We start from the raw sequence: 26,409 nt of genomic DNA on the forward strand, positions 1-26,409 counted from the left end.
ATGGCTAGTACGTTGAACAGTCGGTTGTTCATTGGCAACGTTCGTCACCGCCGTTTCACCCCAGTGTTACATGAGCTGAATTATTCGTTGTTTATGCCGGCTATTGATGTTGACGAGATTGATCAACTTGAGAATCAAGTTTGGGGATTCGGTACCCGCTGGTGGCATTGGGCTCGTTTTAAACGAAGCGATTACGTTGGTCAAGGCAACTTAAAAAACGCGGTACGAGACAAACTCGCTGAACTTACTGGTGTCCGATGTAACGGAAAGGTGATGGCAGTTTGTCATCTGCGCTATCTCGGCCTCTATTTTAGTCCGGTTAATTTCTACTATGTGTATAACGAGCAGGGAGAGTGGAAATATTTGCTGGCGGAAGTGAGCAATACGCCATGGAATGAGCGTCATTACTATGCAGTAGCCGCAAATCAAGGCGATGAACACTTTGGTTGGAAGCAAGATAAAGCGTTCCACGTTTCTCCGTTTAATCCTATGGATCAACAGTATTTATGGAAGCTTAAGCCGCTAACGGACAAACTCAGTATCCATTTAGAGTGCCACAAAGGAGAAAAACATTTTGATGCCACCATGGCAATGAAAGCGAAAGCATTGTCGGGCAAGAATCTATTAAAGTGTTTGATCGTAACGCCAATACAAACCATAAAAGTGGTTTTTGGCATTTACTGGCATGCTTTGAAGCTTTGGGTAAAAGGAGCGCCTTTTTATTCTCATCCTAAATATTCAAACCCGGATGTGAATCCCCCCCAACCAGAACAGAAAAATAAGGAAAGTAAGAATAAGGAGAATTCTGCATGTTGAATAGTGGCGTTATAACGTTACCGCGAGTACTTACTACGACTCAAAAAGCGGCTCGCAGAGTTATCTTTCAATGTTTAAAAAACATGGAAGTCGGCAATTTAACCGTGATAGAAACCTATGCTACGGAAAATAAAGACACCAGCGAACGCTTTTCCGCACCAGTTGCAATGTATCAGGGAAAGCCTGTAGTGGCGACGATTGAAGTGAAGCATCCTGATTTATACTCACGGATGTTGCGTGGCGGTAGTATTGCGGCTGGAGAGGCATATATGGATGGCTGGTGGGACAGTCCGGATCTAACGGCGTTGATGAAGTTAATGGCGTTGAATATGCGTGCTTTAGACCAGATTGAAGATAAGGGAAGTTGGCTGACCAAACTGTTATATAAATTCAGCCATTGGGCCAATCGCAACTCTGAGAATAAATCCCGGCAAAACATTCATGCACACTATGATTTGGGAAATGCGTTGTATGAGTCATTTCTTGATACCAACATGCTTTATTCTTCCGCTCTCTATCGACAAGATGATGAGTCATTAGAACAAGCGCAAATTAATAAAATGGCGCGCTTGTGTCAGCAGCTCGATCTTCAACCCACCGATCATGTTATCGAAATTGGCACAGGTTGGGGGGCAATGGCGATATACATGGCGGAGCAATATGGCTGTCAGGTAACCACCACCACCATTTCAGACGAGCAGCATGCTTACGCTAAACGTAAGATTGCAGAGAGAGGCTTATCGGATAAAATCACGTTGCTCAAAGAGGATTACCGAAATCTGTCTGGTACATACGATAAACTGGTTTCTATTGAGATGATTGAAGCGGTGGGGAAAGCGTTTTTACCGTCTTACATCAAGAAGTGTGAATCACTGCTTAAACCGGGCGGCTTAATGGCTATCCAGGCGATCACTATTGCCGATCAGCGTTTTGAATATTACAGCAATAACGTCGATTTTATTCAGAAGTACATTTTCCCAGGTGGATTTTTACCTTCTGTGACCTCTCTGACTCAAGCGACAACAAAGTACAGTGATCTTGTCGTGCGAGACCTGTTCGATATCGGCCTAGATTACGCAAAGACACTCAATGAATGGCATCGTCGATTTAATCTGGCTGAAACAGAAGTTCGCGAGTATGGCTATGATGACAAATTTATTCGTATGTGGCGTTACTACCTGAGCTACTGTGAGGGCGGGTTTCTGGCCCGAAGCATCAGCACCGTACACATGACGTTTCAGCGTCCATAATTCGTCATGAAAGTGTTGCTTGCTTCAACTTGGTTTCAAGTTTGCTGGTTTGCTGCGGTACTAGGTACTTATCAGTGGCAATGGTTTACCCTTGGTTTTACGTTGGTCACTATTGCCTATTGTGCCTTACTGGATGCTGCTTCACTAAAAGTCATCACTATCGTCACCCTTGTCGGGCTGGTTTTAGATAGTTTGAATCAACAATTTACTCTGCTTATATTCCCATCGGTATGGCTGCCTGTATGGCTTCTTTGCCTTTGGTTTGTCTTCGCCTGGTATGCCTGTCAATTAAAATCAGTTTTGTATCGTTTGCCAAAAATATACGTATCAATAATCGGTGGTATTGGAGGCGCGGCGAGTTATTTCGCTGGGTACAAACTCCAGGCTGTTGAATTTGGTTACGATGTCTATTTCACACTGATGGTTTTATTCGTGGAATGGTTCGTCGTAACGTTACTGATACTCAGGGTGTATGGAAATGCAAAGCTTACAGGGAAAGTTAACCAAGAATTTAATTAGCGTGTTACTCCTTTCTGGGCTAATCGTGCCGATTCCTCTGTATGCACAGAGTGTGGGTGCGGACACCACACATGTGAGTACAGCCGAATGGCGTCGATGGAAAACGGTCGGTGAAGCAAAACTGACTTGGTTTATCTTTGATATTTATGAGTCACGGTTAAGAGCACCGGATGGACGTTATCAGGTTAGTGCTGACGTATCGCCTCATCCAATTGCGCTCGAAATTTATTATCAGCGTGACATCACTAAACAGCAGTTGCTTGAAGTAACCGATGAGCAGTGGCAAAAGCTGGGAATAGAGAGATCCCTTCGTCAACAATGGATCTCTGTTCTGAAAATGATGTATCCAAGCATTAAAAAGGGCGACGAACTTGCCTACGTAACAGACGGCAAAACGGGGCAACTTTTTTATCGTCGTTCTGGAGATGCTTATCCTCAAACGGTTGGCTATGTCAAAGATGAAGCATTAAACGATGCTTTCCTCTCCATTTGGTTGTCGCCTAAAACCGAGTTTCCGAAACTTCGTAAACAATTAATAGGGCAGGTTACGCAGTGAAGAGCTTCAAATTGTTCATCGTTTTGGTGATGAGCGCCGTTACTATACTTATTAGTTCCTGCTCGGCAGAACTAGACAATTACCAGACGACGAAGCCCAGCTTTGACTTATTTGGCTATTTCGATGGCAATGTAAAAGCGTGGGGAATGGTACAAGACTACTCTGATAAACAAACCAGACGATTCGAAGTAGAAATTGTTGGCACGGTACAAGGTAATAAATTAACACTGGTTGAAGATTTCTTGTTTGATGATGGCGAAGTAGACCAGCGAATTTGGGTGATCACCAGACAAGACAACAACCGTTATGAGGGCAAAGCAGACGACATTATTGGCGTGGCAACCGGTCAGGAGAAAGGTAATGCATTACAGTGGCAGTATGATTTTGAGTTGAGAATGGACGACTCCATCATCACGGTTGCATTTGATGACTGGCTTTATCGTCAAGATAACAGACACGTGTTTAACCTGACTAAAATTAAGAAGTTTGGTGTCGAAGTAGGGACCATAACCTTATTCTTTAAAAAACAATAAGGTTTGGGCTCTTTATAGTCTAGATCCAATAAAAAAGGCTGATGTTCTCACATCAACCTTTAGCATTTTAGAACCTAGAACCTAGAACCTAGAACCTAGAACCTAGAACCTAGAACCTTACAGCTTGTCAGTCAACTCGATTGCTTGACCGATGTAGTTCGCTGGTGTCATTTCTTTCAGACGCGCTTTCTCGTGCTCAGGAAGCTCAAGACCGTCGATGAAGTTACGCATCGCTTCGCCATCTACGCGCTTCCCACGAGTCAGCTCTTTAAGCTTCTCGTATGGTTTTTCGATGCCGTAACGACGCATTACTGTTTGTACTGGTTCTGCTAGTACTTCCCAGTTCTTGTCAAGTTCAGCCAGAAGCGCATCGCGGTTAACTTCTAGCTTGCTGATGCCTTTTAGCGTTGAAGTGTATGCGATTACGGCATAGCCAACACCAACACCCAGATTACGTAGAACTGTTGAGTCAGTCAGGTCACGTTGCCAGCGAGAGACTGGCAGTTTTTGCGCTAGGTGGCCGAATACAGCGTTCGCAAGACCTAGGTTACCTTCAGAGTTTTCAAAGTCGATTGGGTTAACTTTGTGTGGCATCGTAGAAGAGCCGATCTCGCCAGCAATGGTTTTTTGCTTGAAGTGGCCTAGTGCAATGTAACCCCAAACGTCACGGTCGAAGTCGATTAGGATGGTGTTGAAACGTGCAACAGCATCGAATAGCTCAGCGATGTAATCGTGTGGTTCAATTTGAGTTGTGTATGGGTTCCAAGTTACGCCAAGAGATTCAGTGATGAATTCTTCAGAGAACTTGTGCCAGTCTAGTTCTGGGTAAGCTGACAGGTGTGCGTTGTAGTTACCTACTGCGCCGTTGATTTTCGCTAGGATCTCAACGTTTTCGATCTGCTTGTATTGACGTTCCATACGGTACGCCACGTTAGCCATCTCTTTACCCATTGTTGATGGAGATGCAGGCTGACCGTGTGTACGAGACAGAAGTGGAATATCACGGTACTCAACAGCAAGCGCTTTGATTGCGTCGATTAGGTTGCGGATTTCTGGAAGAATAACGGTTTCACGCGCTTCTTTAAGCATTAGAGCGTGTGAAGTGTTGTTAATGTCTTCAGAAGTACAAGCAAAGTGGAAGAATTCGTTTACTGCGTGTAGTTCAGGAACATCAGCCACTTTTTCTTTTAGGAAGTACTCAACCGCTTTTACGTCGTGGTTAGTTGTGCGCTCAATCTCTTTGATTCGGCGCGCGTCTTCTTCAGAGAAGTTTGCAGCAAGGTCGTCTAGGAATTGGTTAGCTTCTGCGCTGAATGCTGGCACTTCTGCGATTTCAGCAGTTGCAGCAAGCTTTTGTAACCAGCGGACTTCAACGATTGTACGGTATTTAAGCAGACCGTATTCACTGAAAATTTCGCGTAAAGCAATCGTCTTACTTCCGTAACGGCCGTCTACTGGTGAAACAGCAGTCAATGCTGACAGTTCCATGATGTTCTCCTGAATTGGGTTTCTAAATTTCGCGAGCGTTATACCAATAACTGTGGCATTTGTCACGAACATTGCGCAAACGTTTGCGCGAGGGTTATTTTAATCTAAAAAAACGAGCTCGCGATAAACGCGAGCTCGTAGTGGTGTCTTTTACAATCGAGCCAACAGGATTTGAGCCTGTTCGACCATCTTTTTGCGTCCAAAGATTAAGTGGCGACGTTTACCACCAACCTGACGCCAAAGTACGGCACAACGGATACCAGACAGCAGCAGAGCTCTGACCTTATGCTGAGTCGAGGTCTGTTGCAGTACCGCCGGAGTGCCAGTGACTTGGATACGAGGGCCAATAGGGCTGACAACATCCAAATAAATACTCGCCAGGTTGCTGATCATTTGGTCGTCCATCAGCTCAAAGTGCTCAGTCTGGCGTTTTGCCATCTGGATACGGTCACCCAGTTGCGACATCGCATCGTTACGAGCGGTTAATTTACGCTCTAATGCCATTAAGCTAATGATATAACGAGTAATCTCGCTGCCAGATGGCGTGCTGTCAATACCTTCTACCAGGCATTCTAGGCCTAGTTTTAGGTCCGCTTCGCGACCGAATACGCCAATGGTGTTGGCTGGATTCGTGTTCAAAATAGCGTTAATGGATGTTTCAAAGGCATCTTGATCACACTGTCCGTTTCTCGCAACTTGTTGAACCAAAGCAACAGCTTGGCAAATGCCTGCAAATGCGATAGTGCGGTCATAAAGTGTATTCGCCACGTAACAACTCCTAAGCTTGAGAATATTTAATGCGTTGTTCGATGATACCGCCACCTAGGCAAACGTCATCTTTATAGAACACGGCAGATTGACCCGGAGTCACTGCAATTTGTGGCTCGTCAAAGATCACTTTAATGTTCTCGTCATCGATTGGAATGATTGTACAAGGAATATCTTGTTGACGGTAACGAGTTTTTACCGTGCACTTCATAACATCGCGAATTGGCTCACGATCTACCCAGTGCAGTTGTGATGCAAGCAAGCCTTCGGATTTTAGCATCGGGTGATCTTTACCTTGAACGGCAATCAATACGTTACGCTTAAGATCTTTTTCACCAACGAACCATGGATCTTCATTGCCGCCGCCACCTTTACGGCCACCAATATGCAGACCTTTACGCTGACCAAGCGTGTGGTACATCAGGCCCTGGTGTTGGCCAATGACTTCACCTTCTGGTGTTTCAATGTTGCCTGGCTGAGCTGGCAGGTAACGTCCAAGGAAGTCAGTAAATTTGCGCTCTCCGATGAAGCAGATACCAGTAGAGTCTTTCTTCTTCGCTGTGATTAAGCCTTGCTCTTCTGCGATACGGCGTACTTCTGGCTTTTCTAAATCACCTACCGGGAACAGGCTACGCGCCACTTGCTCATGGCTTAATGTGTATAGGAAGTAGCTTTGGTCTTTGTTGCTGTCCAGACCGCGAAGCATCTGCGGTTTTTCTCCTTTTTCAGGAAAAGAGCGGCGCACGTAGTGGCCCATCGCAATGTAATCTGCATCTAATACTTCGTCAGCAAATTCAAGGAACGCTTTAAACTTAATTTCTTTGTTACAAAGAATGTCTGGGTTAGGCGTACGGCCTGCTTTGTACTCCGCAAGGAAATACTCAAATACGTTGTCCCAGTACTCTGCAGCAAAGTTGATGGTGTGTAGGTGGATGCCAAGCTTGTCACATACTGCCTGAGCATCGGCTAAATCTTCTGCTGCTGTGCAATATTCTTCGTTGTCATCTTCTTCCCAGTTCTTCATGAACAGGCCTTCTACTTGGTAGCCTTGTTGCTTGAGAAGATACGCAGAAACAGATGAATCAACGCCGCCGGACATACCGACGATGACTTTCTTTTGGCTGTTATCAGACATTACTAAACACCACTTAAATAAACGGGACGCAGATTCTAACAGAAACCACAGACCGGTGACAGATCCGAGACGGAAATCACAATTCGTTTTTGCTGCCTTTTTCAGCAACAAAAACAGCAACTGGTAATTTCACAAGTATAGAGGACTTATATATGGCATAGTTGGCCAAAATCCAAGAGGTAATATAAAGATGACTGACGAAAACCAATTCATGCAAGAAGCTGAGTTAATTGAGATTGTTGAAAATCAGCTGGAAGACGGGAATCCGTTAAAAGTGAAAGAAACACTGATGCGATTAATGATGACGGGGACGCCACGTGATGAAGCGGTTGCAATGATGGCTTGCGCAATGTCGATTGAAGTGTTCGATGTAGTGAAAAATGAGGGCGAATTTAATCTCAAGCGTTATATCGAGCACCTTAATCAGCTGCCAGATCTGAGCTTTATGGAAGGTGAATAATCCCCGATAAATAAAAAAAGAGAAGGGCAAACGTTTGCTATAATTGCCTTTATTGCTGCGTGATTGTTAGCGGTATAGAATCCGTTCTCTTTTTCATCCCTTACTCAGACTAACAATATGAAATTTCCTGGACAACGCAAATCCAAGCATTATTTTCCTGTTCATGCTCGTGACCCATTGGTGAGTCAAGCACAAGAAAGCAAGAAGATGACGCGTACTCACATCATTGGTATTGACCAAACTTTGGTGGATATTGAAGCAAAAGTTACCTCGGATGTGATTGAAAAGTACGGTTTGAGTAAAGGACACTCATTGGTGATTGATGATGTTACGGCGGAAGCCTTATATCAGCATCTTAAACAAGAGAACCTGATTACCAATGAGTACGCTGGTGGCACGATAGGTAATACGCTGCACAATTATTCTGTTCTTGCGGACGACCGTTCAACGCTGCTAGGTGTGATGAGCCAGGAAATTAAAATTGGCAGCTACGGTTACCGCTACTTATGTAACACTTCAAGCCGTATGGATCTTAACTACCTTCAAGGTGTTGATGGTGCTATTGGCCGTTGTTTCGCACTTATTACTGAAGATGGTGAACGTACTTTCGCGATTAGCGAAGGCCAAATGAACCAACTTCATCCTGATAGTATTCCAGAAAAAATCTTTAAGAATGCTTCTGCGTTATTATTGACGTCTTACTTAGTGCGATGCAAAGACGGTGATCCAATGCCTGAAGCAACAATGAAGGCGATTGAGTTTGCGAAAAAGTATGATGTGCCAGTAGTTCTGACATTGGGTACTAAATTCGTTATTCAGGACGATCCGAAATATTGGCAAGAATTTATTCGCGAGCACGTTTCTGTTGTTGCGATGAATGAAGATGAGGCAGAGGCGCTGACTGGTGAGTCTGATCCTTTAGCGGCATCAGATAAGACGTTGGACTGGGCAGATTTAGTACTTTGTACCGCTGGTCCTGTTGGTTTATTTATGGCCGGGTATACTGAAGATAGCGCAAAACGTGAAACGACTTTGCCATTGCTTCCTGGATCAATTGCAGAATTCAACCGTTACGAATTTAGTCGACCTGCTCCAAAAAATGCCTGCGAAACACCTATTAAAGTGTATTCTCATATTTCACCATATATGGGTGGTCCGGAAAAAATTAAGAATACAAATGGTGCTGGTGATGCGGCTTTGTCTGCCGTCCTTCATGATATGGCTGCAAATAAATACCACAAAGAAAATGTGCCTAATTCAAGTAAGCACAGTAATGAGTATTTAACTTACTCTTCTTTCTCGCAAGTTTGTAAATATGCGAATAGAGCAAGCTATGAAGTTCTAGTTCAGCACTCTCCGCGTTTGTCGCGTGGACTACCTGAACGAGAAGATAGCCTGGAAGAGGCGTATTGGGAACGTTAATTTAGTCTCAGGTTACAGTTTATTTACAAATGTAAAAATGGCGCATTATGAAATGCGCCATTTTTTATTTATTTAATACAAACAAAAAGACTCCCTAAGGAGCCTCTTAATCGTATATAGAAAGCAAATTAGATTAGGAAATCATCCAGTGATTTGCCTGCATCAAGCTGTTCTTGGATTGCAGAAGGAGTACGACCTTGGCCTGTCCAAGTTTTTTCTTGGCCATTTGGATCAATGTACTTGTATTTCGCTGGGCGAGGTGCACGCTTAGATTTTGCCTTAGTCTTAGTTTCGCCTGACAGCGCATTAATAAGAGCCTCAACGTCGATGCCGTCTTGTGCAATTTTTTCTGCGATTTCAGCTAATTTAGCTTCTTGCTCAGCTAGTGCTGCGCGTTCTGCTTCTTCCGTTTCTTTGCGCTCAGTTACAACAGTTGTTAGTTTATCTAGAGCTTCTTCCAATTGTTCTAGAGTCAGCTCACGAGAAAATGCACGAAGGCTACGGATATTTAGAAGTGTTTTAGTCAGCTCTGACATAACGATTCCTATTAATAGGTGAAAGTGTATGGCATCTCTTATCGTTACGATCAAATAATGCCATGCTATAAATAAAGCGGTAAGTCCTTATATTTAACTTTATCTTTTACTGATGTGCAAATACTAAATCGTGATTTCGATTAATTTTGTCTAATTTTTTATAAGAAATGAATATTAGAGCGATATAAAAGTATTACATGGAAGTTTGAGGTTAGCCGAAATATTTTAATTACTTCGATTGTGAATTCACATTTATAAGTGACAGGGTGTTTCCACTTGAACAAAGAGATAAAGTAGTGCGTGCTATTTGTTGTCACATTTGTTTTATTTATCAATAAAAGTCAAATAATGATTTTTATTGAGTAATAATAAGGTTTCATAAAATGGCAATGATAATGATTGTAGTTGCATACTATCGGCATTTAGTTCTGAAACTAAACCGCTCTGTTTTGGGAGAAATATAAGTGTAATTTAGTTTGATGTGTTGCATTGACTCTCGTCATAAGTACAATGACGCCTCCTGATGCAATATAACAGCTAGATTGTTGCCATTATGTATGTCTAATGGTCAATTGTTTGTTATTGCCGTAGAGGCGCAGTCTCGAAGAGTAGCTATTATTGGGGTGATGCCAATGAATAATAGTGGAAGGCGAAGACTGCCGAAGCAAGTGGTCGATCAATATTACTTGCTGGGGTTGTATCCGAAAGGAACAACACTGCCATAGTATATTTACATTAAACTATGGAGCGCTACTGTAGGGTTGGGTGGAGTGTTCGCTTCCCTGTCGCTAAGTTCAACATGAGTTCGTTTTTATAAAGACGTGACTTGTCTGCAGTAGATCTCTAGCCAAACTTTGGTTTTTGAAGATCATGAATTTAATAGATTTTTCTAGTTCTCCTGTTTCATTATTGCCACCGCTTGTCGCTTTGACACTGGCGATTTTGACACGACGTGTATTAATTTCTCTTGGAGTAGGTATCGTACTGGGTGCGGTTCTACTGAACAGCTGGTCAGTTGGTGATACCGCTGGCTATGTTGGTACCCAAGTCTCTTCTGTCTTCGTTGAAGATGGTGGCCTTAACACTTGGAATATGAGCATTGTTGGCTTCCTTATCTTATTGGGGATGACAACCGCATTGTTGACGCTCTCTGGTGGTACGCGTGCATTCGCAGAGTGGGCACAATCTCGTGTTAAAAGTAAGCGCGGCTCTAAACTTCTTGCTGCCTGTTTAGGCGTATTCATTTTTGTCGACGATTACTTTAACAGTCTTGCCGTTGGTGCAATTTCTCGTCCAGTAACTGATCGCTTCTATGTATCGCGCGCTAAATTAGCGTATATCCTCGACTCAACCGCAGCGCCAATGTGTGTAATCATGCCTGCATCGAGCTGGGGCGCGTACATCATTACCATTATTGGCGGCATCTTAGTTTCGCATGGTATTACCGAGTACTCAGCTCTGGGTGCATACATTCGTTTGATTCCGATGAACTTCTACGCGGTATTCGCATTACTGATGGTATTTGCTGTTGCCTGGTTCGGTTTAGATATCGGTAAGATGCGCGAGCATGAAATCTCTGCGTCTCAGGGGCGTGGTTTTGATAAAGACAATGAAAACGATGCCCCTGAAGCTCATGAAATTAACGAAGAGCTTGATATCCGCGAGAGCGATAAAGGCCAGGTTTCTGACTTAATTCTGCCTATCGTGACACTGATTGTGGCCACTATTGCTTCTATGCTTTATACCGGTGGTCAGGCTTTAGCGGCTGACGGCAAAGCGTTTGCTTTACTAGGCGCATTCGAGAACACCGATGTTGGTACTTCTCTGATTTACGGTAGCTTACTTGGTCTTGCGGTTGGTCTATTTACTGTGCTTAAGCAGGGCATTCCAGTGGCTGAGATCATTCGTACGCTTTGGATTGGTGCAAAATCAATGCTTGGTGCGATTTTGATTCTGGTCTTTGCGTGGACGATCGGCTCTGTTATCGGTGACATGAAAACAGGTTCTTACCTATCGACGTTGGCACAGGGGAATATCGACCCACACTGGTTGCCGGTTATTCTGTTCTTGTTGTCTGGTTTAATGGCATTCTCGACAGGTACGTCTTGGGGTACTTTCGGTATCATGCTGCCAATTGCTGGCGATATGGCTGGAGCAACAGATGTCACACTTATGCTGCCAATGCTAAGCGCCGTGTTGGCTGGTGCGGTATTTGGTGACCACTGTTCACCGATTTCAGACACCACCATTTTGTCGTCAACAGGCGCTCGTTGTAATCACATTGATCACGTATCAACCCAGTTGCCTTATGCGTTGTCTGTGGCGTTAGTGTCTTGTATCGGCTTCATTGTACTCGGTATGACGACGTCAATCGCGATTTCGTTTGCAGCTGCATCACTAGCCTTCATTATTCTGTGCGCGGTACTTTCGTGGATGTCTAAAGCTAAGATGGCATCATACCAAAACGTATAGTGAAATTGAGTTGATAAAAAAGAGGAAGCTCCGCTAGAAATAGCGGAGCTTTTTTTGAAACGCGATTTAGGTGAGGGGGGCAATCGCGTTTTTTGGGGTTAACTAATCCACTGGATAAGGTGCAGGACAATCCTCAGGTGAGGCAACGAAGACTTGAACATGATCGTTGTTGTTCATATCATCCAGTAAGGTTTTAACCGTATTGACATTAGTAGAAGTACTCCACGCATTAATTGCCATTGCAATGATGTCTGCGACAGGTGTCCACTCTCCATTAAACATTATTGTGCCGTCAGGATTATTTAATTGATGACGAGTATTAAAGATAAACGCGAGTAATTGTTGCGCTAACTGTTCTCTCGGGTCATCAATGCTCTCAGTCAAGAAATGCGAGATTTCAGCCTGCCAAGTCCCTGCTTCCCATACATCTGACTCGTTTTTGAAGGCAGATTTAACTGGGATTACACCACCCGTAAAGTATCCATCGAATGGCTCATCACCTCCGACAAAATAGCTACTAGGAGTCGCGTAAGGGGCTAGGCTATTAACATGATCTACATCGGCTTCAGTTAAACGAGGTAGACCAACTTTGTTGTGCCAGTAGCCTTTGGTATTAAAGTCTGCTTCGGTTGTACAAACGTTGTTAAAGTAAACTTGGTTACCGTCGTTACCATCACTACGGTTTCGAACCACACCTTTTACCACAGGCGCACCATTCTCTTCGCTCAATACTGACTCAACATCAAAAGTGATGTTATAAGCACTGGTATTCATCCACGTTGGGGTAAGACTCGCTACATCCTCGCTGATTGAGTATGGTGCTGGGTCGTCGCCTCTTACGTTAGGTACTAGAACATGGAATTCAACACATCCATCGCTGCCGGTTGTTTTGCGAACTGAACCATCGGCTTCCACTGGAGTTAAGGTTTCTCCGGCTTCTAAGTAACCTGCATCAAGCAGTAATTTTTCTAGGCGTTCAAATTCATCATCGTCGTAGTTGCCAACTATACCGTCTGGAGCGAATGGTTTTGGTACAGGCACACTGTCTGGAATGACGAGCGTGACTGGCCAGTCAGGGATAAGTGTTTCACCTTCATCATGTGCACCATTACCATCTGCATCGAATGATTTACACACTTCTAGACTAGCGATACCAATAGAACCGAAGCGAATGGTTAGCACTGGATCATCATCAAAGGTTGGCTCAGCCCACGCACTTGGGATAAAACCAGTATCACTTTCTTCTTCGCCACTTGCTTCATCCGTATCCTCACCAGCGGAGCGTCGAACATTACCAGTAATGTTGTCATGACAAGCTAGTGCATTGGCAAAGCCAATATGAAGGTCGCCGTCTGAGAATGTTGGTGCGAAGTCACGTAGATCGGCAAAGGTGGTGAAGTGCGTAAACGGCGTATTCATGGCAGAAAAACCTACGCTTTGAGCCCACCACATAAACTGGTCAACACTCCAAGGTCGGTCTTCAACACCGAATACGCTGAATGTAACTGGTTCATCAGGAGAGTCATTAGACAGTTTAGTATTGCGCATGTTTGGATCCATGGTTAGATCACGAAGACCAAACTCCCAATTCGGAATAATTTCATCAACAAGTGGGTCGTATTGACAGTTGAGGTTTTTATCGTGGAAAGAGCGAAGTGCAATATCAAAGTTAGGTGGTTCAGGAATCACAGATTGCGCTTTGAAGTTATCCGTTTTCGAGTTACGAGGTATGAAACCAAAGAAACCATCACAGTTTTCACCAGTTTCAGTGCTGCCAAGGTCAGTACCTTCACAGGCTGCCTCTACACTTTCTGCAGTGGATACCCAAGCTTTGTAAACACCACCTGAATTCGGTGTATTCGCAAATGGGAATAGTTGTATGGTTTCACCATCAGGCATTTCAGCCGGGTTAATATCTAAGTACTCGCTGCCTAACTGGTGACTACATTCTATCTCTACCGATTCTGGTACCATCTTACCGCGAACCCTTACTTCTTGAGTAATAGTTACGAAATCGTTTATAAAAGTCACACCATCTTCGCCATCAAAATAGAAAAGACGACACGCTAATGGTTCTGCATAAAAGGCATCCGCGTTTTTAGCATTTTTGCCTTTGAGTTTAACATCCTCAAAGCAAGTACCACCATTAGTGTCAGCACTGCCTGGCACACTTGATAATAAACATTTACCTGATGGATCGGTTACCTGGAAGTAATATAGACCAGCGGGAAGTGCGGCTGCCGTTCTTGGTGCATTTGGCCCAGGGCCGCCATCTAAAAAGACTTCTTCTTTAGATTCATAGCGGACATTCTCATTGACGATATCGCCTAATGGTGTCGTCGTGAATATAGCGCCATCTAATCTAGCAAAAGCTGACATTGAAAACGTGAGAGCTAGTGAAGATACCGCAAGAGTCGCTGTCCTTATTGTGGAAAATTTCCTGTTGGTGTTCATTTTCTGCTCCTGTGTCATCGTATTGAATGACTAAGAAGCAAAGGAGCAAAGAGCGTGCCTATTTTAACTTGTTGATTTATATAGGCCGAAATTCAAGCTTTTGAGGCTAAAGTTTTAAGTAAATGATAATAAGAGAGTTTGCTGTTACACAGTGTCACGTTACAGCTGTACAGTGTTAAACACTCAAATTGTATTTCTTCATCAGGCGATAGAGTGTCGTTCTGGATATACCAAGATCGCGCGCAGCAGCACTCATGTTATGTTTATTTTCTTCAATGGCTTGCAATAGATAATCGAGGTCAATTTGATCCGCTGATGGGAGTAGTTGCCTGTCGTTACAATCAAGCCCAAGATCATCAACGAGTAACGTGTTGTCTTCGCACATGACGATCGCCCGCTGGATAACATTGCGTAATTCACGAACGTTGCCTGGCCAGCGATGTTTTAAGAGCATCTCTTGGACTTCTTCGGACATACTACTGACCTGACCGCCAGATAGCTTTGTTAAAAAGTGCTCTGACAGCATAAGAATGTCCTGACCTCTTTTTCTTAATGGAGGGATGGTGAGCGGTAATATGTTAAGTCGGTAAAATAGGTCTTCGCGAAACTCACCTTGTACTACTTCACTTTTTAGATCGACGTGGCTCGCGGCGATGACACGACAATCTACATCGATAAACTTATCGGCACCAACTTTGTGTATTTGCTTACTTTCTAAGAAGTGCAATAGGTGGATTTGCAGATCAGGAGGCATGTCGCCGATTTCGTCTAAAAACAGCGTGCCTTTGTGAGCTTTTTGAATAAACCCGATACGGTCAGAGATAGCGCCGGTAAATGCCCCTTTCTCATGACCAAATAATTCAGATGCGATGAGTCCGCTAGGAATAGCGCCGCAGTTTACCTCGATAAAAGGCCACTGACTTCGTTTCGACAGTTGGTGGATAAGTCGCGCACACAATCCTTTACCCACTCCGGTTTCACCTTGAATGAGCACTTCCGCGTCACATCGAGCGTATTTTTTTATGGCGTTACGAAGCTCTTGGATACAGGCGCTATTGCCGATCAATGGATATAGATCAGCATTACTGAGATCCACAGCTTGTTTAGCACTACTGTTATGCAGTTTCATCATTTATCACTATTTTTGCCCCAATAAAATAATAGTTTTTAATTAGTTGGCAGATGGGCGAGCGAGTGTCTTTTTATTGAGAAAGGTATTAATTACGAATGATATAAATTACTAACCATTTGTTTAAAAAGAACTTTGATTTGTGCACATTTTTTGCTAGGAAATTTGTTGTATAGCTACATTTTTCATTGAAATTGAGGTCTGTGCCTTAAAATAAAAAAGATTTAAAAACAATAGCTTAAGAAAAAAGATAATAAATGACTAAATTTAGTGTTGAAAAAAATAGAATCCTTAGTTAGTGTGGTCATCAACAAAACAACGAAATAGAGTTTTAAATAAGTATGCGCAATTTTGTAATGAACATTCATCACCATCATCACCCAGTCTAGTCTTTCGGGAGATGTGCGCATACCCGGGAGACAGAAACTCCCGGCGGTTAAAATCAAAGCATTTCAGATTTAAAACCCTCGGGAGAAAATATCTTCCGAGGGTTTTTTCGTTTTTGGCTTAAAAAATTAACTTAGATTTCAATATCTTGTACAGGGACATAGCAATGCAAACACAACGCTTAAGAATCGCAATTCAGAAAAAAGGTCGTCTAAGCAAAGAGAGCCAGGCTCTACTTAAACAATGCGGCGTAAAATTTAATCTAATGGGCGAGCGTCTTGTGGTTCACTCTGAAAATATGCCAATCGATTTGCTTCTAGTCCGCGATGATGACATCCCTGGACTGGTTATGGATGGTGTTGTTGATCTTGGCTTTATCGGTGAAAACGAGTTAGAAGAAGTTCGTTTAGACCGTAAAGCGAAAGGCGAACCGTATGAATTTGTGCAACTTCGTCGCCTGGATTTTGGTGGCTGCCGTTTGTCTATTGCCATCGACAAAGACCAAGAATACAAAGGCCCACAAGATTTAGCTGGCAAACGCATTGCGACTACGTACCCACACTTGCTTAAAGCTTACATGGATTCAGCGGGTGTACCATTCTCAACTTGTATGCTGACAGGTTCGGTAGAAGTTGCCCCTCGAGCTGGCCTGGCCGATGCGATTGCAGACTTAGTTTCAACTGGTGCGACGCTCGAAGCGAACGGACTGAAAGAAGCTGAAGTCATTTTCCAGTCAAAAGCGACACTGATTCAACGCACTGGTGAGTTTGACGCTGACAAAACTGCACTGATTGAAAGACTACTTACTCGCATGCAAGGTGTGCAGCAAGCAAAAGAGTCTAAATACATCATGTTACACGCACCTGCAGAAAAGCTTGAGCAAATTAAGTCGTTACTGCCAGGTGCAGAAGATCCAACCGTATTACCATTATCAGCAGACAAATCAAAAATGGCGGTTCACTTGGTCAGTTCTGAAAATCTGTTCTGGGAAACAATGGAACAGCTGAAAGAGCTGGGTGCAAGCTCTATTCTAGTACTACCAATTGAAAAAATGATGGAGTAAGAACGATGAGAACAGTCGTCTGGCAATCACTCAGTGAAAATCAACAAGATTCGATTTTAGAGCGCCCAGCTATCACGGAAGGTGCGAATATTACTGCTGCCGTTGCTGAAGTTATCGCGAAAGTACGTAGCGAAGGTGATGCCGCACTTATCGAGCTGACAGAGAAATTTGACCGAGTCACACCGGATTCAATTCGCGTTTCGGCAAAAGAAATTGATGCAGCTTCAGCACGTCTTTCAGAAAACATGAAAAACGCGCTTGAGCAAGCTTATGCAAACATCGCTAAGTTTCACAAAGCACAGAAGCCGCAGCCGATTAAAGTCGAGACACAGCCAGGTGTAATGTGTGAGCAAGTCACACGCCCAATCCAAAAGGTGGGTTTATACATTCCGGGTGGTAGCGCTCCATTACCATCGACTGTTCTGATGCTTGGCGTCCCTGCAAAAATCGCGGGTTGCCGCAAAGTGGTATTGTGTTCTCCGCCGCCGATTGCTGATGAAATCCTCTACGTAGCGAAACTTTGTGGTATTGATGAAGTTTATAACGTTGGTGGTGGTCAAGCTGTTGCTGCGATGGCGTACGGAACGGAGACGGTTTCTAAAGTTGATAAGATTTTTGGCCCAGGTAATGCGTACGTTACTGAAGCAAAACGTCAGGTAAGTAATGACTTCCGTGGTGCAGCAATTGACATGCCAGCTGGTCCGTCTGAAGTACTGGTGCTTGCCGATGAAACCGCTGATCCTGACTTTATTGCCGCTGATCTACTTAGCCAGGCGGAACACGGTCCTGATTCGCAAGTGGTTCTGGTCACTCCTTCACCAATCGTTGCAGATAAAGTGACGGATGCGGTACAACGTCAGTTGAAGGAACTTTCTCGTGCGGGCATTGCTGAAAAGGCACTGGCATCAAGTTTGATTATTATCGCTGAATCGTTAACACAGGCGGTTTCAATCTCTAACTTTTACGGTCCTGAACACTTAATTGTACAAACAAAGAATCCGCGCGAGCTGCTGCCACTGCTTGACAACGCAGGTTCTATTTTCTTGGGTGACTGGTCTCCTGAATCTGCTGGTGACTATGCTTCAGGTACCAACCACGTGCTTCCGACTTACGGATACACTCGTACGTATTCAAGCCTTGGCTTGGCGGACTTCTCTAAACGAATGACCGTTCAGGAGTTGTCTGCAGAAGGTCTTAAGAATCTGGCTCCAACAGTTGTAACTATGGCGGAAGCAGAAGGCTTAGACGCACACAAGCGTGCCGTTACGATTCGTGTAGAAAAATTGGCAGCGAAGTAAGAAGGAAATATTGAGATGGAAAAGCTAGCGCGTAAACAAGTCCAGGAATTAACTCCTTATTTATCTGCTCGCCGTATCGGTGGTACGGGTGACGTATGGCTAAATGCCAATGAGTCACCGTTTAACAATGAATACAAAACGGATTTTGCTCGTCTTAACCGTTACAGTGAATGTCAGCCAAAAGCGTTAATTGCAGCCTATGCCGCTTACGCAGGTGTCAAACCTGAACAAACGCTTACTTCGCGCGGTGCCGATGAAGGGATTGAGCTACTCGTGCGTGCGTTCTGCGAACCGGGTAAAGATGCCATTCTTTACTGTCCGCCAACCTACGGTATGTACGCGATCAGTGCAGAAACGTTTGGTGTTGAGCGCAAGACAGTTCCTCTGACTTCAGACTGGCAACTTGATCTGGCTGGAATTGAAGCCAACCTCGACAACGTGAAACTTGTGTTTGTGTGTTCACCAAACAACCCGACGGGTAATTTGGTCAAGCGCGAAGACATCCTTTCACTGCTTGAAATGACCAAAGATCGCGCGATTGTCGTGATGGACGAAGCCTACATTGATTTTTGTCCAGAAGCGTCAACGGTTGATTTGTTAGAGCAATATCCTAACTTAGCGATTCTTCGCACGTTATCTAAAGCATTTGCGCTGGCTGGTCTGCGTTGTGGATTTACGCTTGCGAATGAAGAGCTGATTAATGTACTTCTTAAGGTTATCGCACCATACCCAGTGCCGGTGCCAGTTGCAGAGATTGCAATTCAAGCATTATCAGAAGCAGGCTTAGCTCGTGCTAAGTATCAGGTGCTTGACCTCAATGCGAACCGTGCCTACTTACAAGTTGGATTATCAATGATTCCGGGTGTTGAGGTGAACGAAGGGTGGGGGAACTACCTGCTTGTTAAGTTCCCAGATGGTGACGCCTTGTTTAAAGGCGCATGGGATACAGGCATTATTTTACGTAACTCACCAATTGAAAACTGTGTACGAATCAGTGTCGGTAATCGCGAAGAATGCGAAAAGACACTTGGTTTCATTCGAAACTACTATTCGTAAAGCTGTAAAGCCATAAAGTTACCTTGCTCTCACGATAGAGTGGGAGCCAAACAAGATTAGCAATAAGGATGTTCTAGTGAGCAAACAACAAAAAATCCTTTTTATTGACCGTGACGGCACACTGATTGTTGAGCCGCCGATTGATTTTCAAGTAGACCGTTTAGATAAGCTGAAACTAGAGCCATACGTGATCCCAAGTCTGCTGGCTCTTCAGGATGCAGGCTACCGTTTAGTGATGGTCACCAACCAAGATGGTCTGGGTACGGATAGCTACCCACAAGAAGACTTTGATGCGCCACACAATATGATGATGGAGATTTTCGAATCTCAAGGCGTGAAGTTTGATGATGTTCTTATCTGTCCTCACTTTGACGACGAAAACTGTTCTTGCCGTAAGCCGAAATTGGGTATGGTGAAAGAGTACCTTCAGGGCGGCAAAGTGGACTTCCAAAACTCGGTTGTGATTGGTGACCGTCCAACGGATCTTCAACTTGCTGAAAATATGGCGATTCGAGGTATTCAGTACAATCCAGAGACGATGGGCTGGAAGCAAATCCTAAAAGACCTTACTGTGAAGGCACGTGTTGCACAAGTCACTCGTACTACCAAAGAAACCGACATCAAAGTAGCGGTTAATCTTGATGAGCAAGGCGGTAACGATATTTCAACGGGTCTGGGCTTCTTTGACCACATGTTGGATCAGATCGCAACCCACGGTGGTTTCCAGCTTGTGTGTAAAGTAGAAGGGGATCTTCACATCGATGATCACCACACCATTGAAGATACAGCACTGGCACTTGGTCAGGCATTGAAAGAAGCTCTGGGTGACAAGCGTGGTATTGGTCGCTTTGGTTTCAGTTTGCCAATGGATGAGTGTCTTGCACAATGTGCGCTGGATTTATCTGGTCGTCCATACCTCAAGTTCGACGCAGAATTTGGCCGTGATCAAGTAGGCGATCTCTCTACTGAAATGGTGGTGCACTTCTTCCGTTCTTTAACCGATACCTTGGCTTGTACACTACACCTTTCTTCAGCAGGTGATAACGATCACCACATCATTGAAAGCCTGTTTAAAGCGTTTGGCCGTACTTTACGTCAGGCCATCAAAGTTGAAGGTAATGAGTTACCAAGTAGTAAAGGCGTTCTTTAAGGTCATTCCTTAAAGCAGATAGGAGAAGAGTACAGTGACAGAACAGAAAGTTGTGATTATTGATACTGGCTGTGCCAACGTTTCTTCGGTGAAATTTGCCATCGAGCGTCTTGGCTACAAGGTTACCGTTTCAAAAGACCCACAAGTCGTATTGTCAGCGGATAAACTCTTCTTGCCGGGTGTGGGAACGGCAAGTGAAGCAATGAAAAACCTTGAAGAGCGTGATCTGATTGGTTTGGTTAAACAAGTAGAGAAACCGCTGCTTGGCATCTGTCTTGGCATGCAACTTCTGGGTAAAGTTTCTCAGGAAAAGGGCCAGAAAGCAGACGAGTTAGTCGAGTGTTTAGGCCTTTGTGACGGTGAAGTGAAATTGCTTCAAACCGGCGATTTGCCACTGCCTCATATGGGGTGGAATACCGTTTCAGCGAAAGCGGGTCATCCTCTGTTCAAAGGCATCGAAGAGGGCGAGTACTTCTACTTTGTACACAGCTTTGCAATGCCAGTGGGTGATTACACGATTGCAGAGTGCGATTACGGTAATCCGTTTACAGCGGCTGTACAGAGCGGTAACTACTACGGAGTGCAGTTCCACCCTGAGCGTTCTTCAAAAGCGGGCGCGAAGCTTATTCAAAACTTCTTAGAATTATAAAAGGGATTTAGTGTGATTATTCCAGCTCTTGATTTAATTGAAGGACAGGTGGTTCGTCTATACCAAGGCGATTACGGCCAGGTAACCGAATACAAAGTCGACCCGGCAGAGCAGTTCAACCTGTACCATCAGGCAGGTGCAAATTGGTTGCACTTAGTGGATTTAACTGGCGCGAAAGACACGTCAGCACGTCAGCTAGACCTGATTGCAAAACTATTAGCAAGCACGCCAGCGAATATTCAGATTGGTGGCGGCGTTCGCAGTGAGCAGGACGTTATAGATTTACTTGAAGCTGGCGCTCAGCGTGTCGTAGTCGGTTCTACAGCAGTTAAACAGCCAGAGCTAGTAAAAGGCTGGATGGAAAAATACGGCGCAGAGAAAATTGTTCTGGCGCTGGATATCAACATTGATCAGGATGGTACACGTAAAGTGGCTATTTCTGGCTGGCAGGAAGATTCAGGCGTCACGATTGAAGCTCTGATCGACGATTATCTTACGGTTGGCCTTAAGCACGTGCTTTGCACGGACATTTCCCGTGACGGAACACTAGAAGGCTCCAATGTTGAGTTGTACGTGGATCTTTGCAAACAGTACCCTCAGGTACAATTTCAATCTTCAGGTGGTATCGGCTCACTGGCCGACATTGAAGCACTAAAAGGTAGCGGTGTTGCTGGTGTGATCGTTGGCCGTGCGTTGCTAGATGGTAAATTTACAGCAGAGGAGGCGTTTGCATGTTGGCAAAGCGAATAATTCCATGTCTTGATGTCCGAGATGGTCAGGTGGTTAAAGGCGTTCAGTTTCGTAACCACGAAATCATTGGTGACATTGTTCCTCTGGCAAAGCGTTACGCGGAAGAAGGCGCAGATGAACTGGTGTTTTACGATATCACTGCATCCAGCGATGGTCGTGTGGTTGATAAAAGCTGGGTGAAGCGCGTAGCTGAAGTCATCGACATTCCTTTCTGTGTCGCTGGTGGCATTAAGTCGGCAGAAGATGCCGCACGCATTTTAGAGTTTGGTGCCGATAAAGTTTCCATTAACTCTCCGGCGCTGGCGAATCCACAACTCATTACTGACCTGGCAGATAAATTTGGTGTTCAATGTATCGTAGTGGGTATTGACTCATACTATGACAAGGACACAGGTAAATATCAGGTTTATCAGTTCACGGGTGATGAGGCTCGTACTAAAGCGACTCAATGGGAAACTCGTGATTGGGTGCAAGAAGTGCAAAAGCGTGGTGCTGGTGAAATCGTATTGAACATGATGAACCAGGATGGCGTCCGTAACGGTTATGACATCGACCAGCTCAACATGGTACGTGAAGTGTGTAAGGTACCTCTGATTGCTTCCGGTGGCGCTGGTGCGATGGAGCACTTCGCAGAGGCTTACCAAAAAGCGAATGTTGACGGCGCATTAGCCGCGTCAGTATTCCACAAGCAAGTCATCAATATTGGCGAGTTGAAACAGTATTTAAAACAGCAAGGTATAGAGGTACGAGTATGAGTTTTGCAGCCGCCGAAGTAAGTTCGCTACAAGAGCGAATCAACTGGGAGAAGGTGGACGGTCTGGTACCTGCTATCGTTCAGGATTTCCAGTCTAGCCAAGTCTTGATGATGGGGTACATGAACCAGGACGCACTGGTTAAAACAGGTGAAACCGGTCAAGTCACGTTTTTCTCTCGCACTAAAGAGCGTTTGTGGACCAAAGGGGAAACCTCTGGCAACGTTCTTCAGTTAGTGAATATCTCACTGGATTGTGACAACGATACTTTGTTGGTAAAGGTAAATCCGATTGGGCCAACGTGCCACACAGGCACCACAACATGCTGGGATGGCGATCCGCAAGAAGAGTCACAAATGGTGTGGCTTCATCAACTTGAGCAGCTACTGGCTGCCCGCAAGAACGCCGACCCAGAGTCCTCTTATACCGCTAGTCTTTATGCCCGTGGCACCAAGCGTATTTCGCAGAAAGTGGGCGAAGAGGGCGTTGAAGTCGCGCTTGCGGCAACGTCGGGTGACAAGGCGGAACTAGTGTGTGAATCGGCGGATTTGATTTATCACTTAATGGTCTTGCTGCAAGACCAAGGTCTGTCGATGAACGACGTGGTAAACAAGCTTAAAGAGCGTCATAAGTAAGAAATAGGGCCTAGGTTTATCAGACCCTAGGTCCTAGGTCCTAGGTCCTAGGTTCTAGGGGAGAATGCGGCCAGTTCAGTGATAAACGTAAGTTCTGGTGTTTGTTGTCTTGGAATACGGATTACAGAGTACTGAAAAGTAAACCTTTGTATTCGTAATACCAACAAGCTCCCTCTAGGACCTAGGATTCTAGAACCTAGGACCTGGTTGCAGTTAGAAGTGCAAGCTCAGGTGCTTGTTGTTTTGGAATACGGAACGCTTCGCTTACAGATTACGGAAGGTGTTGCGAAGTTCTGTATTCAGTAATCAGTATTCCAAAAAAGCAAATAAAGGAATCTACGTTTATCGCTTTATTCCCAGCAGACTCTTCTAGGCCCTAAAATCCTAGGACCTAGGATCTTGCTTCTACCCACAACACTTCTTAAACTTCTTACCGCTGCCACAAATACATGGGTCGTTACGGCCGACTTTCAGACTGCTTACTGGTTGGCTCAGACGTGGATCTTGAGCTGGTTCTTCTTCTGGGAATGTACCGTCAATGTAGAACCAAAGACCATTTTCTTTTACAAAGCGTGAACGCTCACTCAGGCAGTATTGTTTGCCGTCCTCCTTGAAATAGGCATTGAACTCAACGAACCCTTCATTTTCGCTGCTTCCCGCTTCCGATTTCATTACTTCTAGTTTGCACCAGTCACTATCAATAGATTGCGCAATACTTTCACGTTGCTCTTCTGCATGACAACTCGGGTGATAAGTTGCAATAACGTAGTCCACTAAACCCAGAACATGGGCACTGTAGCGTGAGCGCATTAATTGCTCGGGTGTTTTGACATCAGAGTGATTGGTATGGGCGAGCTCACAGCATTGCTTGTAAGTCTGATTAGAGCCGCAAGGGCAAGAAGAAGCCATAAAAAGAAATCTCAATTGAATTAATCGATACGAATAAAGCGATAAAATAAACGGACTCACGTAAGTGAGCTAGGGGGACATTATATACCCAAACGACGGTCACAAAACCTTGTGCATTTAACTTCTTTAGCTAAGCCGATTCATGCAGCCTGAGAAAGCAATTCCTGAGCCCAAGCGGTAGATTGATCGAATGCTTCAGCAAGTTGTTTATCAGTGAGTTTCAGAGCGGCGCAGTATTTTTCAACCCGTTCCCACTCGGCCTGCTCGTAAGAAATAGTCATTGAGAGAAGATAGCCTAAAACCCCTTTTCGGCTCGTTAGAGCGAGTTTGATATCGTCGTCTACCGGAATGTCTGCAATAACATCTGCAAGTGGCTGATCGAGCAGAGAGTCCAATAGTGAGAACATGCCAATTAGGAAAGCTTGCCCGGGATCATATTTTGTTTTCATCAGGCTCAGCAGAAGCTCACACATACGGGCTCGCTGGATAGCAAGTGTGTATAACGAATCTGGTTTATCGTCTCGTACCGAAGCGATAGCGACGAGCGATATAAAACGGCGTAAACGGTCTTCACCGAGATAAATCAGAGCTTGTCTGAAAGATTTAATTTTTGTGGTGAGGGTATAACCAGAGTTGACGTAAGTGAGCAACTTGTAGGAAAGCGTTATATCAATGGAGAGGAGTCGTTCGACTTCATCAAAGTCGATCGGTTTGTCAGCAATCTCTTTACACAATTGGATAACTGCCAAAAATGAGGGTTTGATGCTTTTTTTCTTTATCATTTCAGGTTTACTAAAAAAGTAACCCTGAAAGTAATCAAAACCAGCTTCAAGAGTTTGTTCAAACTCCTCATAGGTTTCCACTTTTTCGGCGAGAAATTCAATTTTATAATGACTAAGGGATTGAATAAAAATCGCCGCTTTTGATATTGAAATCACGCGAATATCAAACTTAATCATCGATACGTAAGGAAGAAAGCGTTTCCATTCTATAGTGGGGACGAAATCATCCAACGCAATTCGATAGCCACATTTATGGAGATGTTTTATCGCTCCCAAAAGTTCTTCCGTTGGCTCGCAATCCTCTAGTACTTCTATAACCAGAGAGTCTTTTGGAAAAAGAGTTGGAACAAGATTTATCAGGCTCTGCTGCGGAAAGTTAACAAAACCAAGTTTGTTACCCAATGTGTTGTAATGCGTCGACAAAAAGTGGTCGGACAGCAGTCGACTGGTAGCCAGCTCTGGATCTACTTCAGGGAAGGTATTTTTAGGACCGTCTCGGAAGAGAAGTTCGTAACCAATGGTACGTCTTTCTCTATCAAGAATGGGTTGGCGGGCTACGTAAGAATACTTCAATTAGGTACTTCATTTTGCTTAACTGAGTAATAAGATGATAACGATTTTTCGTAAAATATCTATGCTTTATGTCCGAATATTGTAAGCTCCCAATCGGTTTTGCGTAAATTATCGCTTGAAAGGTCTTGTTTGTAGATCAAAACCATCAAAATTTACTTGTAAAACCGAACCTTGCGTATACCAATCTCCCAAAACTATCCGTTTCTTTGGCTCGCCATTTACTTCAAAAATATGGGTGTTTGGACGGTGTGTATGACCATGAATCATAAGGTTGACGCAATATTGAGACATCACATTTTCTACTTCCGTTTGGTTCACATCCATAATTTCCATCGGTTTGGTATGTTTATCGTCTCGGATATCCGATTGGACTCTTGCGACAATTTTTTTCTTTAAAAACCATGGAATACGGTTGAACACCCATTGTAACCAAGGTTGATGAACCGTATTGCGAAACTTTTGATAATCAACATCGTCGGTGCAAAGTGTGTCGCCATGCAGGATCACCGCTTTTGTACCGTACAGGTCTATGGTGCATACATCATCAAGAAGCGTAATGCCTGTCTGTTTGCAAAAACGTTTACCCAACAGAAAATCACGGTTTCCCTGAATAAAAAATACCGGAACACCACGGTCAGTCAGGTTTTTAAATTCAGCTCGAATTTTGTTTGCGAAAGGGGTTTTGTCGTCGTCACCAACCCAAAACTCGAAAAGATCACCTAATACGTAAAGTGCATCGGCGTGCTTGGCCTCAGTACGCATAAAGGTCACAAAACATTCGGTTATGTCAGGGCGTGACGGCGTAAGGTGCAGGTCTGATATAAATAATGTTGTCATAGAAATAAGGGGAGGCGATGCCTCCCCATT

25 protein-coding genes, 1 riboswitch and 1 other annotated feature are annotated in these 26,409 nt (G+C 44.3%); of the genes, 16 read left to right on the forward strand and 9 right to left on the reverse strand.

All coding sequences use genetic code 11. The features are described 5' to 3' along the window. Genes ACWYU8_RS11205 through ACWYU8_RS11225 form a run of 5 tightly spaced genes read left to right on the forward strand, consistent with a single transcriptional unit; the run spans position 1 to position 3,674 of the window. Positions 1–816 carry a DUF1365 domain-containing protein gene (locus ACWYU8_RS11205; protein WP_457519650.1) on the forward strand — a complete coding sequence of 272 codons (816 nt, stop codon included), beginning with the start codon at positions 1–3 and terminating at the stop codon, positions 814–816. Beyond that, on the forward strand, positions 810–2,066 hold the full coding sequence (locus ACWYU8_RS11210; protein ID WP_457519651.1) for a class I SAM-dependent methyltransferase: 1,257 nt from the start codon (positions 810–812) through the stop codon (positions 2,064–2,066). Before ACWYU8_RS11205 ends, ACWYU8_RS11210 begins: the two co-directional genes overlap by 7 nt. A 6-nt stretch (positions 2,067–2,072) precedes the next feature. Continuing rightward, the gene (locus ACWYU8_RS11215; RefSeq protein WP_457519652.1) at positions 2,073–2,585 is read left to right on the forward strand and encodes a DUF2878 domain-containing protein; all 513 of its coding nucleotides are present in this window, start codon (positions 2,073–2,075) and stop codon (positions 2,583–2,585) included. Beyond that, complete coding sequence (locus ACWYU8_RS11220) at positions 2,545–3,141, forward strand: chalcone isomerase family protein (protein WP_457519653.1); 597 nt, start codon at positions 2,545–2,547, stop codon at positions 3,139–3,141. Before ACWYU8_RS11215 ends, ACWYU8_RS11220 begins: the two co-directional genes overlap by 41 nt. Positions 3,142–3,170: 29 nt before the next feature. After that, positions 3,171–3,674, forward strand: coding sequence for a DUF3833 domain-containing protein (locus tag ACWYU8_RS11225; protein ID WP_457520184.1), 504 nt, complete (start codon positions 3,171–3,173; stop codon positions 3,672–3,674). Positions 3,675–3,791: 117 nt separating this feature from the next. Here the strand turns inward: ACWYU8_RS11225 and purB are convergent, their stop codons facing one another. The 3 genes from purB to mnmA form a co-directional block, all read right to left on the reverse strand. Further along, positions 3,792–5,162: an adenylosuccinate lyase gene (purB, locus tag ACWYU8_RS11230; protein WP_457519654.1), complete on the reverse strand. Its 1,371-nt coding sequence runs from the start codon at positions 5,160–5,162 to the stop codon at positions 3,792–3,794. Positions 5,163–5,312: 150 nt separating this feature from the next. Beyond that, positions 5,313–5,930, reverse strand: a complete 618-nt coding sequence (gene hflD, locus ACWYU8_RS11235; RefSeq protein ID WP_457519655.1) for a high frequency lysogenization protein HflD — start codon at positions 5,928–5,930, stop codon at positions 5,313–5,315. A gap of 10 nt (positions 5,931–5,940) precedes the next feature. Further along, positions 5,941–7,065, reverse strand: coding sequence for a tRNA 2-thiouridine(34) synthase MnmA (mnmA, locus tag ACWYU8_RS11240; protein ID WP_457519656.1), 1,125 nt, complete (start codon positions 7,063–7,065; stop codon positions 5,941–5,943). Positions 7,066–7,255: 190 nt separating this feature from the next. Here mnmA and ACWYU8_RS11245 point away from each other — a divergent pair, with 190 nt between their 5' ends. Together ACWYU8_RS11245 and ACWYU8_RS11250 are read left to right on the forward strand one after the other, a co-directional pair. Further along, positions 7,256–7,525, forward strand: a complete 270-nt coding sequence (locus tag ACWYU8_RS11245; protein WP_457519657.1) for a hypothetical protein — start codon at positions 7,256–7,258, stop codon at positions 7,523–7,525. Positions 7,526–7,642: 117 nt separating this feature from the next. Further along, complete coding sequence (locus tag ACWYU8_RS11250; RefSeq protein ID WP_457519658.1) at positions 7,643–8,947, forward strand: inosine/guanosine kinase; 1,305 nt, start codon at positions 7,643–7,645, stop codon at positions 8,945–8,947. Positions 8,948–9,075: 128 nt separating this feature from the next. Here the strand turns inward: ACWYU8_RS11250 and ACWYU8_RS11255 are convergent, their stop codons facing one another. Then, a complete protein-coding gene (locus tag ACWYU8_RS11255) occupies positions 9,076–9,483 on the reverse strand; it encodes a DNA-binding protein H-NS (RefSeq protein ID WP_457519659.1) in 408 nt (135 codons plus the stop codon). Between the two features lie 580 nt (positions 9,484–10,063). Beyond that, positions 10,064–10,244: riboswitch (Lysine riboswitch) on the forward strand. Positions 10,245–10,353: 109 nt separating this feature from the next. Between ACWYU8_RS11255 and tet(35) the strand changes: the two genes are divergently transcribed. Beyond that, positions 10,354–11,955, forward strand: coding sequence for a tetracycline efflux Na+/H+ antiporter family transporter Tet(35) (gene tet(35) / locus ACWYU8_RS11260; RefSeq protein ID WP_457519660.1), 1,602 nt, complete (start codon positions 10,354–10,356; stop codon positions 11,953–11,955). A gap of 102 nt (positions 11,956–12,057) precedes the next feature. Here tet(35) and ACWYU8_RS11265 read toward each other — a convergent pair whose 3' ends face one another. Further along, positions 12,058–14,409 (reverse strand): hypothetical protein, encoded by a 2,352-nt coding sequence (locus ACWYU8_RS11265; protein ID WP_457519661.1) that lies wholly within the window; start codon positions 14,407–14,409, stop codon positions 12,058–12,060. Positions 14,410–14,584: 175 nt separating this feature from the next. Next, positions 14,585–15,538 (reverse strand): sigma-54 interaction domain-containing protein, encoded by a 954-nt coding sequence (locus tag ACWYU8_RS11270; protein ID WP_457520185.1) that lies wholly within the window; start codon positions 15,536–15,538, stop codon positions 14,585–14,587. A 364-nt stretch (positions 15,539–15,902) separates the two neighbouring features. Then, positions 15,903–16,038, forward strand: a sequence feature (His leader region). Positions 16,039–16,091: 53 nt separating this feature from the next. On the opposite strand from ACWYU8_RS11270, the gene hisG reads away from it, so the two are divergent. The 8 genes from hisG to hisIE all read left to right on the forward strand — a co-directional run bounded on the left by hisG (position 16,092) and on the right by hisIE (position 23,278). Then, a complete protein-coding gene (gene hisG, locus ACWYU8_RS11275) occupies positions 16,092–16,988 on the forward strand; it encodes an ATP phosphoribosyltransferase (RefSeq protein ID WP_457519662.1) in 897 nt (298 codons plus the stop codon). A gap of 5 nt (positions 16,989–16,993) precedes the next feature. After that, entirely contained in the window at positions 16,994–18,286 is a 1,293-nt protein-coding gene (hisD, locus tag ACWYU8_RS11280) for a histidinol dehydrogenase (RefSeq protein WP_457519663.1), read from the forward strand. A 15-nt stretch (positions 18,287–18,301) separates the two neighbouring features. Continuing rightward, on the forward strand, positions 18,302–19,342 hold the full coding sequence (hisC, locus tag ACWYU8_RS11285) for a histidinol-phosphate transaminase (RefSeq protein ID WP_457519664.1): 1,041 nt from the start codon (positions 18,302–18,304) through the stop codon (positions 19,340–19,342). Positions 19,343–19,418: 76 nt separating this feature from the next. Next, on the forward strand, positions 19,419–20,492 hold the full coding sequence (hisB, locus tag ACWYU8_RS11290) for a bifunctional histidinol-phosphatase/imidazoleglycerol-phosphate dehydratase HisB (protein ID WP_457519665.1): 1,074 nt from the start codon (positions 19,419–19,421) through the stop codon (positions 20,490–20,492). Between the two features lie 34 nt (positions 20,493–20,526). Further along, positions 20,527–21,141: an imidazole glycerol phosphate synthase subunit HisH gene (hisH, locus tag ACWYU8_RS11295; protein WP_457519666.1), complete on the forward strand. Its 615-nt coding sequence runs from the start codon at positions 20,527–20,529 to the stop codon at positions 21,139–21,141. Positions 21,142–21,153: 12 nt separating this feature from the next. Further along, a complete protein-coding gene (gene hisA / locus ACWYU8_RS11300) occupies positions 21,154–21,891 on the forward strand; it encodes a 1-(5-phosphoribosyl)-5-[(5-phosphoribosylamino)methylideneamino]imidazole-4-carboxamide isomerase (protein WP_457519667.1) in 738 nt (245 codons plus the stop codon). Continuing rightward, positions 21,873–22,646 carry an imidazole glycerol phosphate synthase subunit HisF gene (gene hisF / locus ACWYU8_RS11305; protein WP_457519668.1) on the forward strand — a complete coding sequence of 258 codons (774 nt, stop codon included), beginning with the start codon at positions 21,873–21,875 and terminating at the stop codon, positions 22,644–22,646. The genes hisA and hisF overlap by 19 nt, the downstream gene beginning before the upstream one ends. After that, positions 22,643–23,278, forward strand: a complete 636-nt coding sequence (hisIE, locus tag ACWYU8_RS11310; protein ID WP_457519669.1) for a bifunctional phosphoribosyl-AMP cyclohydrolase/phosphoribosyl-ATP diphosphatase HisIE — start codon at positions 22,643–22,645, stop codon at positions 23,276–23,278. Before hisF ends, hisIE begins: the two co-directional genes overlap by 4 nt. A 405-nt stretch (positions 23,279–23,683) precedes the next feature. Here the strand turns inward: hisIE and ACWYU8_RS11315 are convergent, their stop codons facing one another. The 3 genes from ACWYU8_RS11315 to lpxH form a co-directional block, all read right to left on the reverse strand. Further along, positions 23,684–24,187: a YchJ family protein gene (locus tag ACWYU8_RS11315; protein ID WP_457519670.1), complete on the reverse strand. Its 504-nt coding sequence runs from the start codon at positions 24,185–24,187 to the stop codon at positions 23,684–23,686. A gap of 140 nt (positions 24,188–24,327) precedes the next feature. After that, complete coding sequence (locus tag ACWYU8_RS11320) at positions 24,328–25,542, reverse strand: EAL and HDOD domain-containing protein (RefSeq protein ID WP_457519671.1); 1,215 nt, start codon at positions 25,540–25,542, stop codon at positions 24,328–24,330. A 108-nt stretch (positions 25,543–25,650) separates the two neighbouring features. Next, positions 25,651–26,379 (reverse strand): UDP-2,3-diacylglucosamine diphosphatase, encoded by a 729-nt coding sequence (gene lpxH / locus ACWYU8_RS11325; RefSeq protein ID WP_457519672.1) that lies wholly within the window; start codon positions 26,377–26,379, stop codon positions 25,651–25,653. Between the last annotated feature and the right edge of the window lie 30 nt (positions 26,380–26,409).

Source organism: Vibrio limimangrovi (genome assembly GCF_054064025.1).

Excerpts from the sequence above, each read along its gene's own strand:
- ACWYU8_RS11255 (WP_457519659.1), bottom strand. The coding sequence starts at position 9,483 with ATGTCAGAGCTGACTAAAACACTTCTAAATATCCGTAGCCTTCGTGCA.
- ACWYU8_RS11250 (WP_457519658.1), top strand. The coding sequence starts at position 7,643 with ATGAAATTTCCTGGACAACGCAAATCCAAGCATTATTTTCCTGTTCAT.
- lpxH (WP_457519672.1), bottom strand. The coding sequence starts at position 26,379 with ATGACAACATTATTTATATCAGACCTGCACCTTACGCCGTCACGCCCT.
- ACWYU8_RS11225 (WP_457520184.1), top strand. The coding sequence starts at position 3,171 with ATGAGCGCCGTTACTATACTTATTAGTTCCTGCTCGGCAGAACTAGAC.
- ACWYU8_RS11210 (WP_457519651.1), top strand. The coding sequence starts at position 810 with ATGTTGAATAGTGGCGTTATAACGTTACCGCGAGTACTTACTACGACT.
- ACWYU8_RS11245 (WP_457519657.1), top strand. The coding sequence starts at position 7,256 with ATGACTGACGAAAACCAATTCATGCAAGAAGCTGAGTTAATTGAGATT.
- hisD (WP_457519663.1), top strand. The coding sequence starts at position 16,994 with ATGAGAACAGTCGTCTGGCAATCACTCAGTGAAAATCAACAAGATTCG.
- hisG (WP_457519662.1), top strand. The coding sequence starts at position 16,092 with ATGCAAACACAACGCTTAAGAATCGCAATTCAGAAAAAAGGTCGTCTA.
- ACWYU8_RS11265 (WP_457519661.1), bottom strand. The coding sequence starts at position 14,409 with ATGAACACCAACAGGAAATTTTCCACAATAAGGACAGCGACTCTTGCG.
- hisF (WP_457519668.1), top strand. The coding sequence starts at position 21,873 with ATGTTGGCAAAGCGAATAATTCCATGTCTTGATGTCCGAGATGGTCAG.
- hisC (WP_457519664.1), top strand. The coding sequence starts at position 18,302 with ATGGAAAAGCTAGCGCGTAAACAAGTCCAGGAATTAACTCCTTATTTA.
- mnmA (WP_457519656.1), bottom strand. The coding sequence starts at position 7,065 with ATGTCTGATAACAGCCAAAAGAAAGTCATCGTCGGTATGTCCGGCGGC.
- ACWYU8_RS11205 (WP_457519650.1), top strand. The coding sequence starts at position 1 with ATGGCTAGTACGTTGAACAGTCGGTTGTTCATTGGCAACGTTCGTCAC.
- ACWYU8_RS11315 (WP_457519670.1), bottom strand. The coding sequence starts at position 24,187 with ATGGCTTCTTCTTGCCCTTGCGGCTCTAATCAGACTTACAAGCAATGC.
- ACWYU8_RS11215 (WP_457519652.1), top strand. The coding sequence starts at position 2,073 with ATGAAAGTGTTGCTTGCTTCAACTTGGTTTCAAGTTTGCTGGTTTGCT.
- purB (WP_457519654.1), bottom strand. The coding sequence starts at position 5,162 with ATGGAACTGTCAGCATTGACTGCTGTTTCACCAGTAGACGGCCGTTAC.
- hisIE (WP_457519669.1), top strand. The coding sequence starts at position 22,643 with ATGAGTTTTGCAGCCGCCGAAGTAAGTTCGCTACAAGAGCGAATCAAC.
- ACWYU8_RS11220 (WP_457519653.1), top strand. The coding sequence starts at position 2,545 with ATGCAAAGCTTACAGGGAAAGTTAACCAAGAATTTAATTAGCGTGTTA.
- ACWYU8_RS11270 (WP_457520185.1), bottom strand. The coding sequence starts at position 15,538 with ATGAAACTGCATAACAGTAGTGCTAAACAAGCTGTGGATCTCAGTAAT.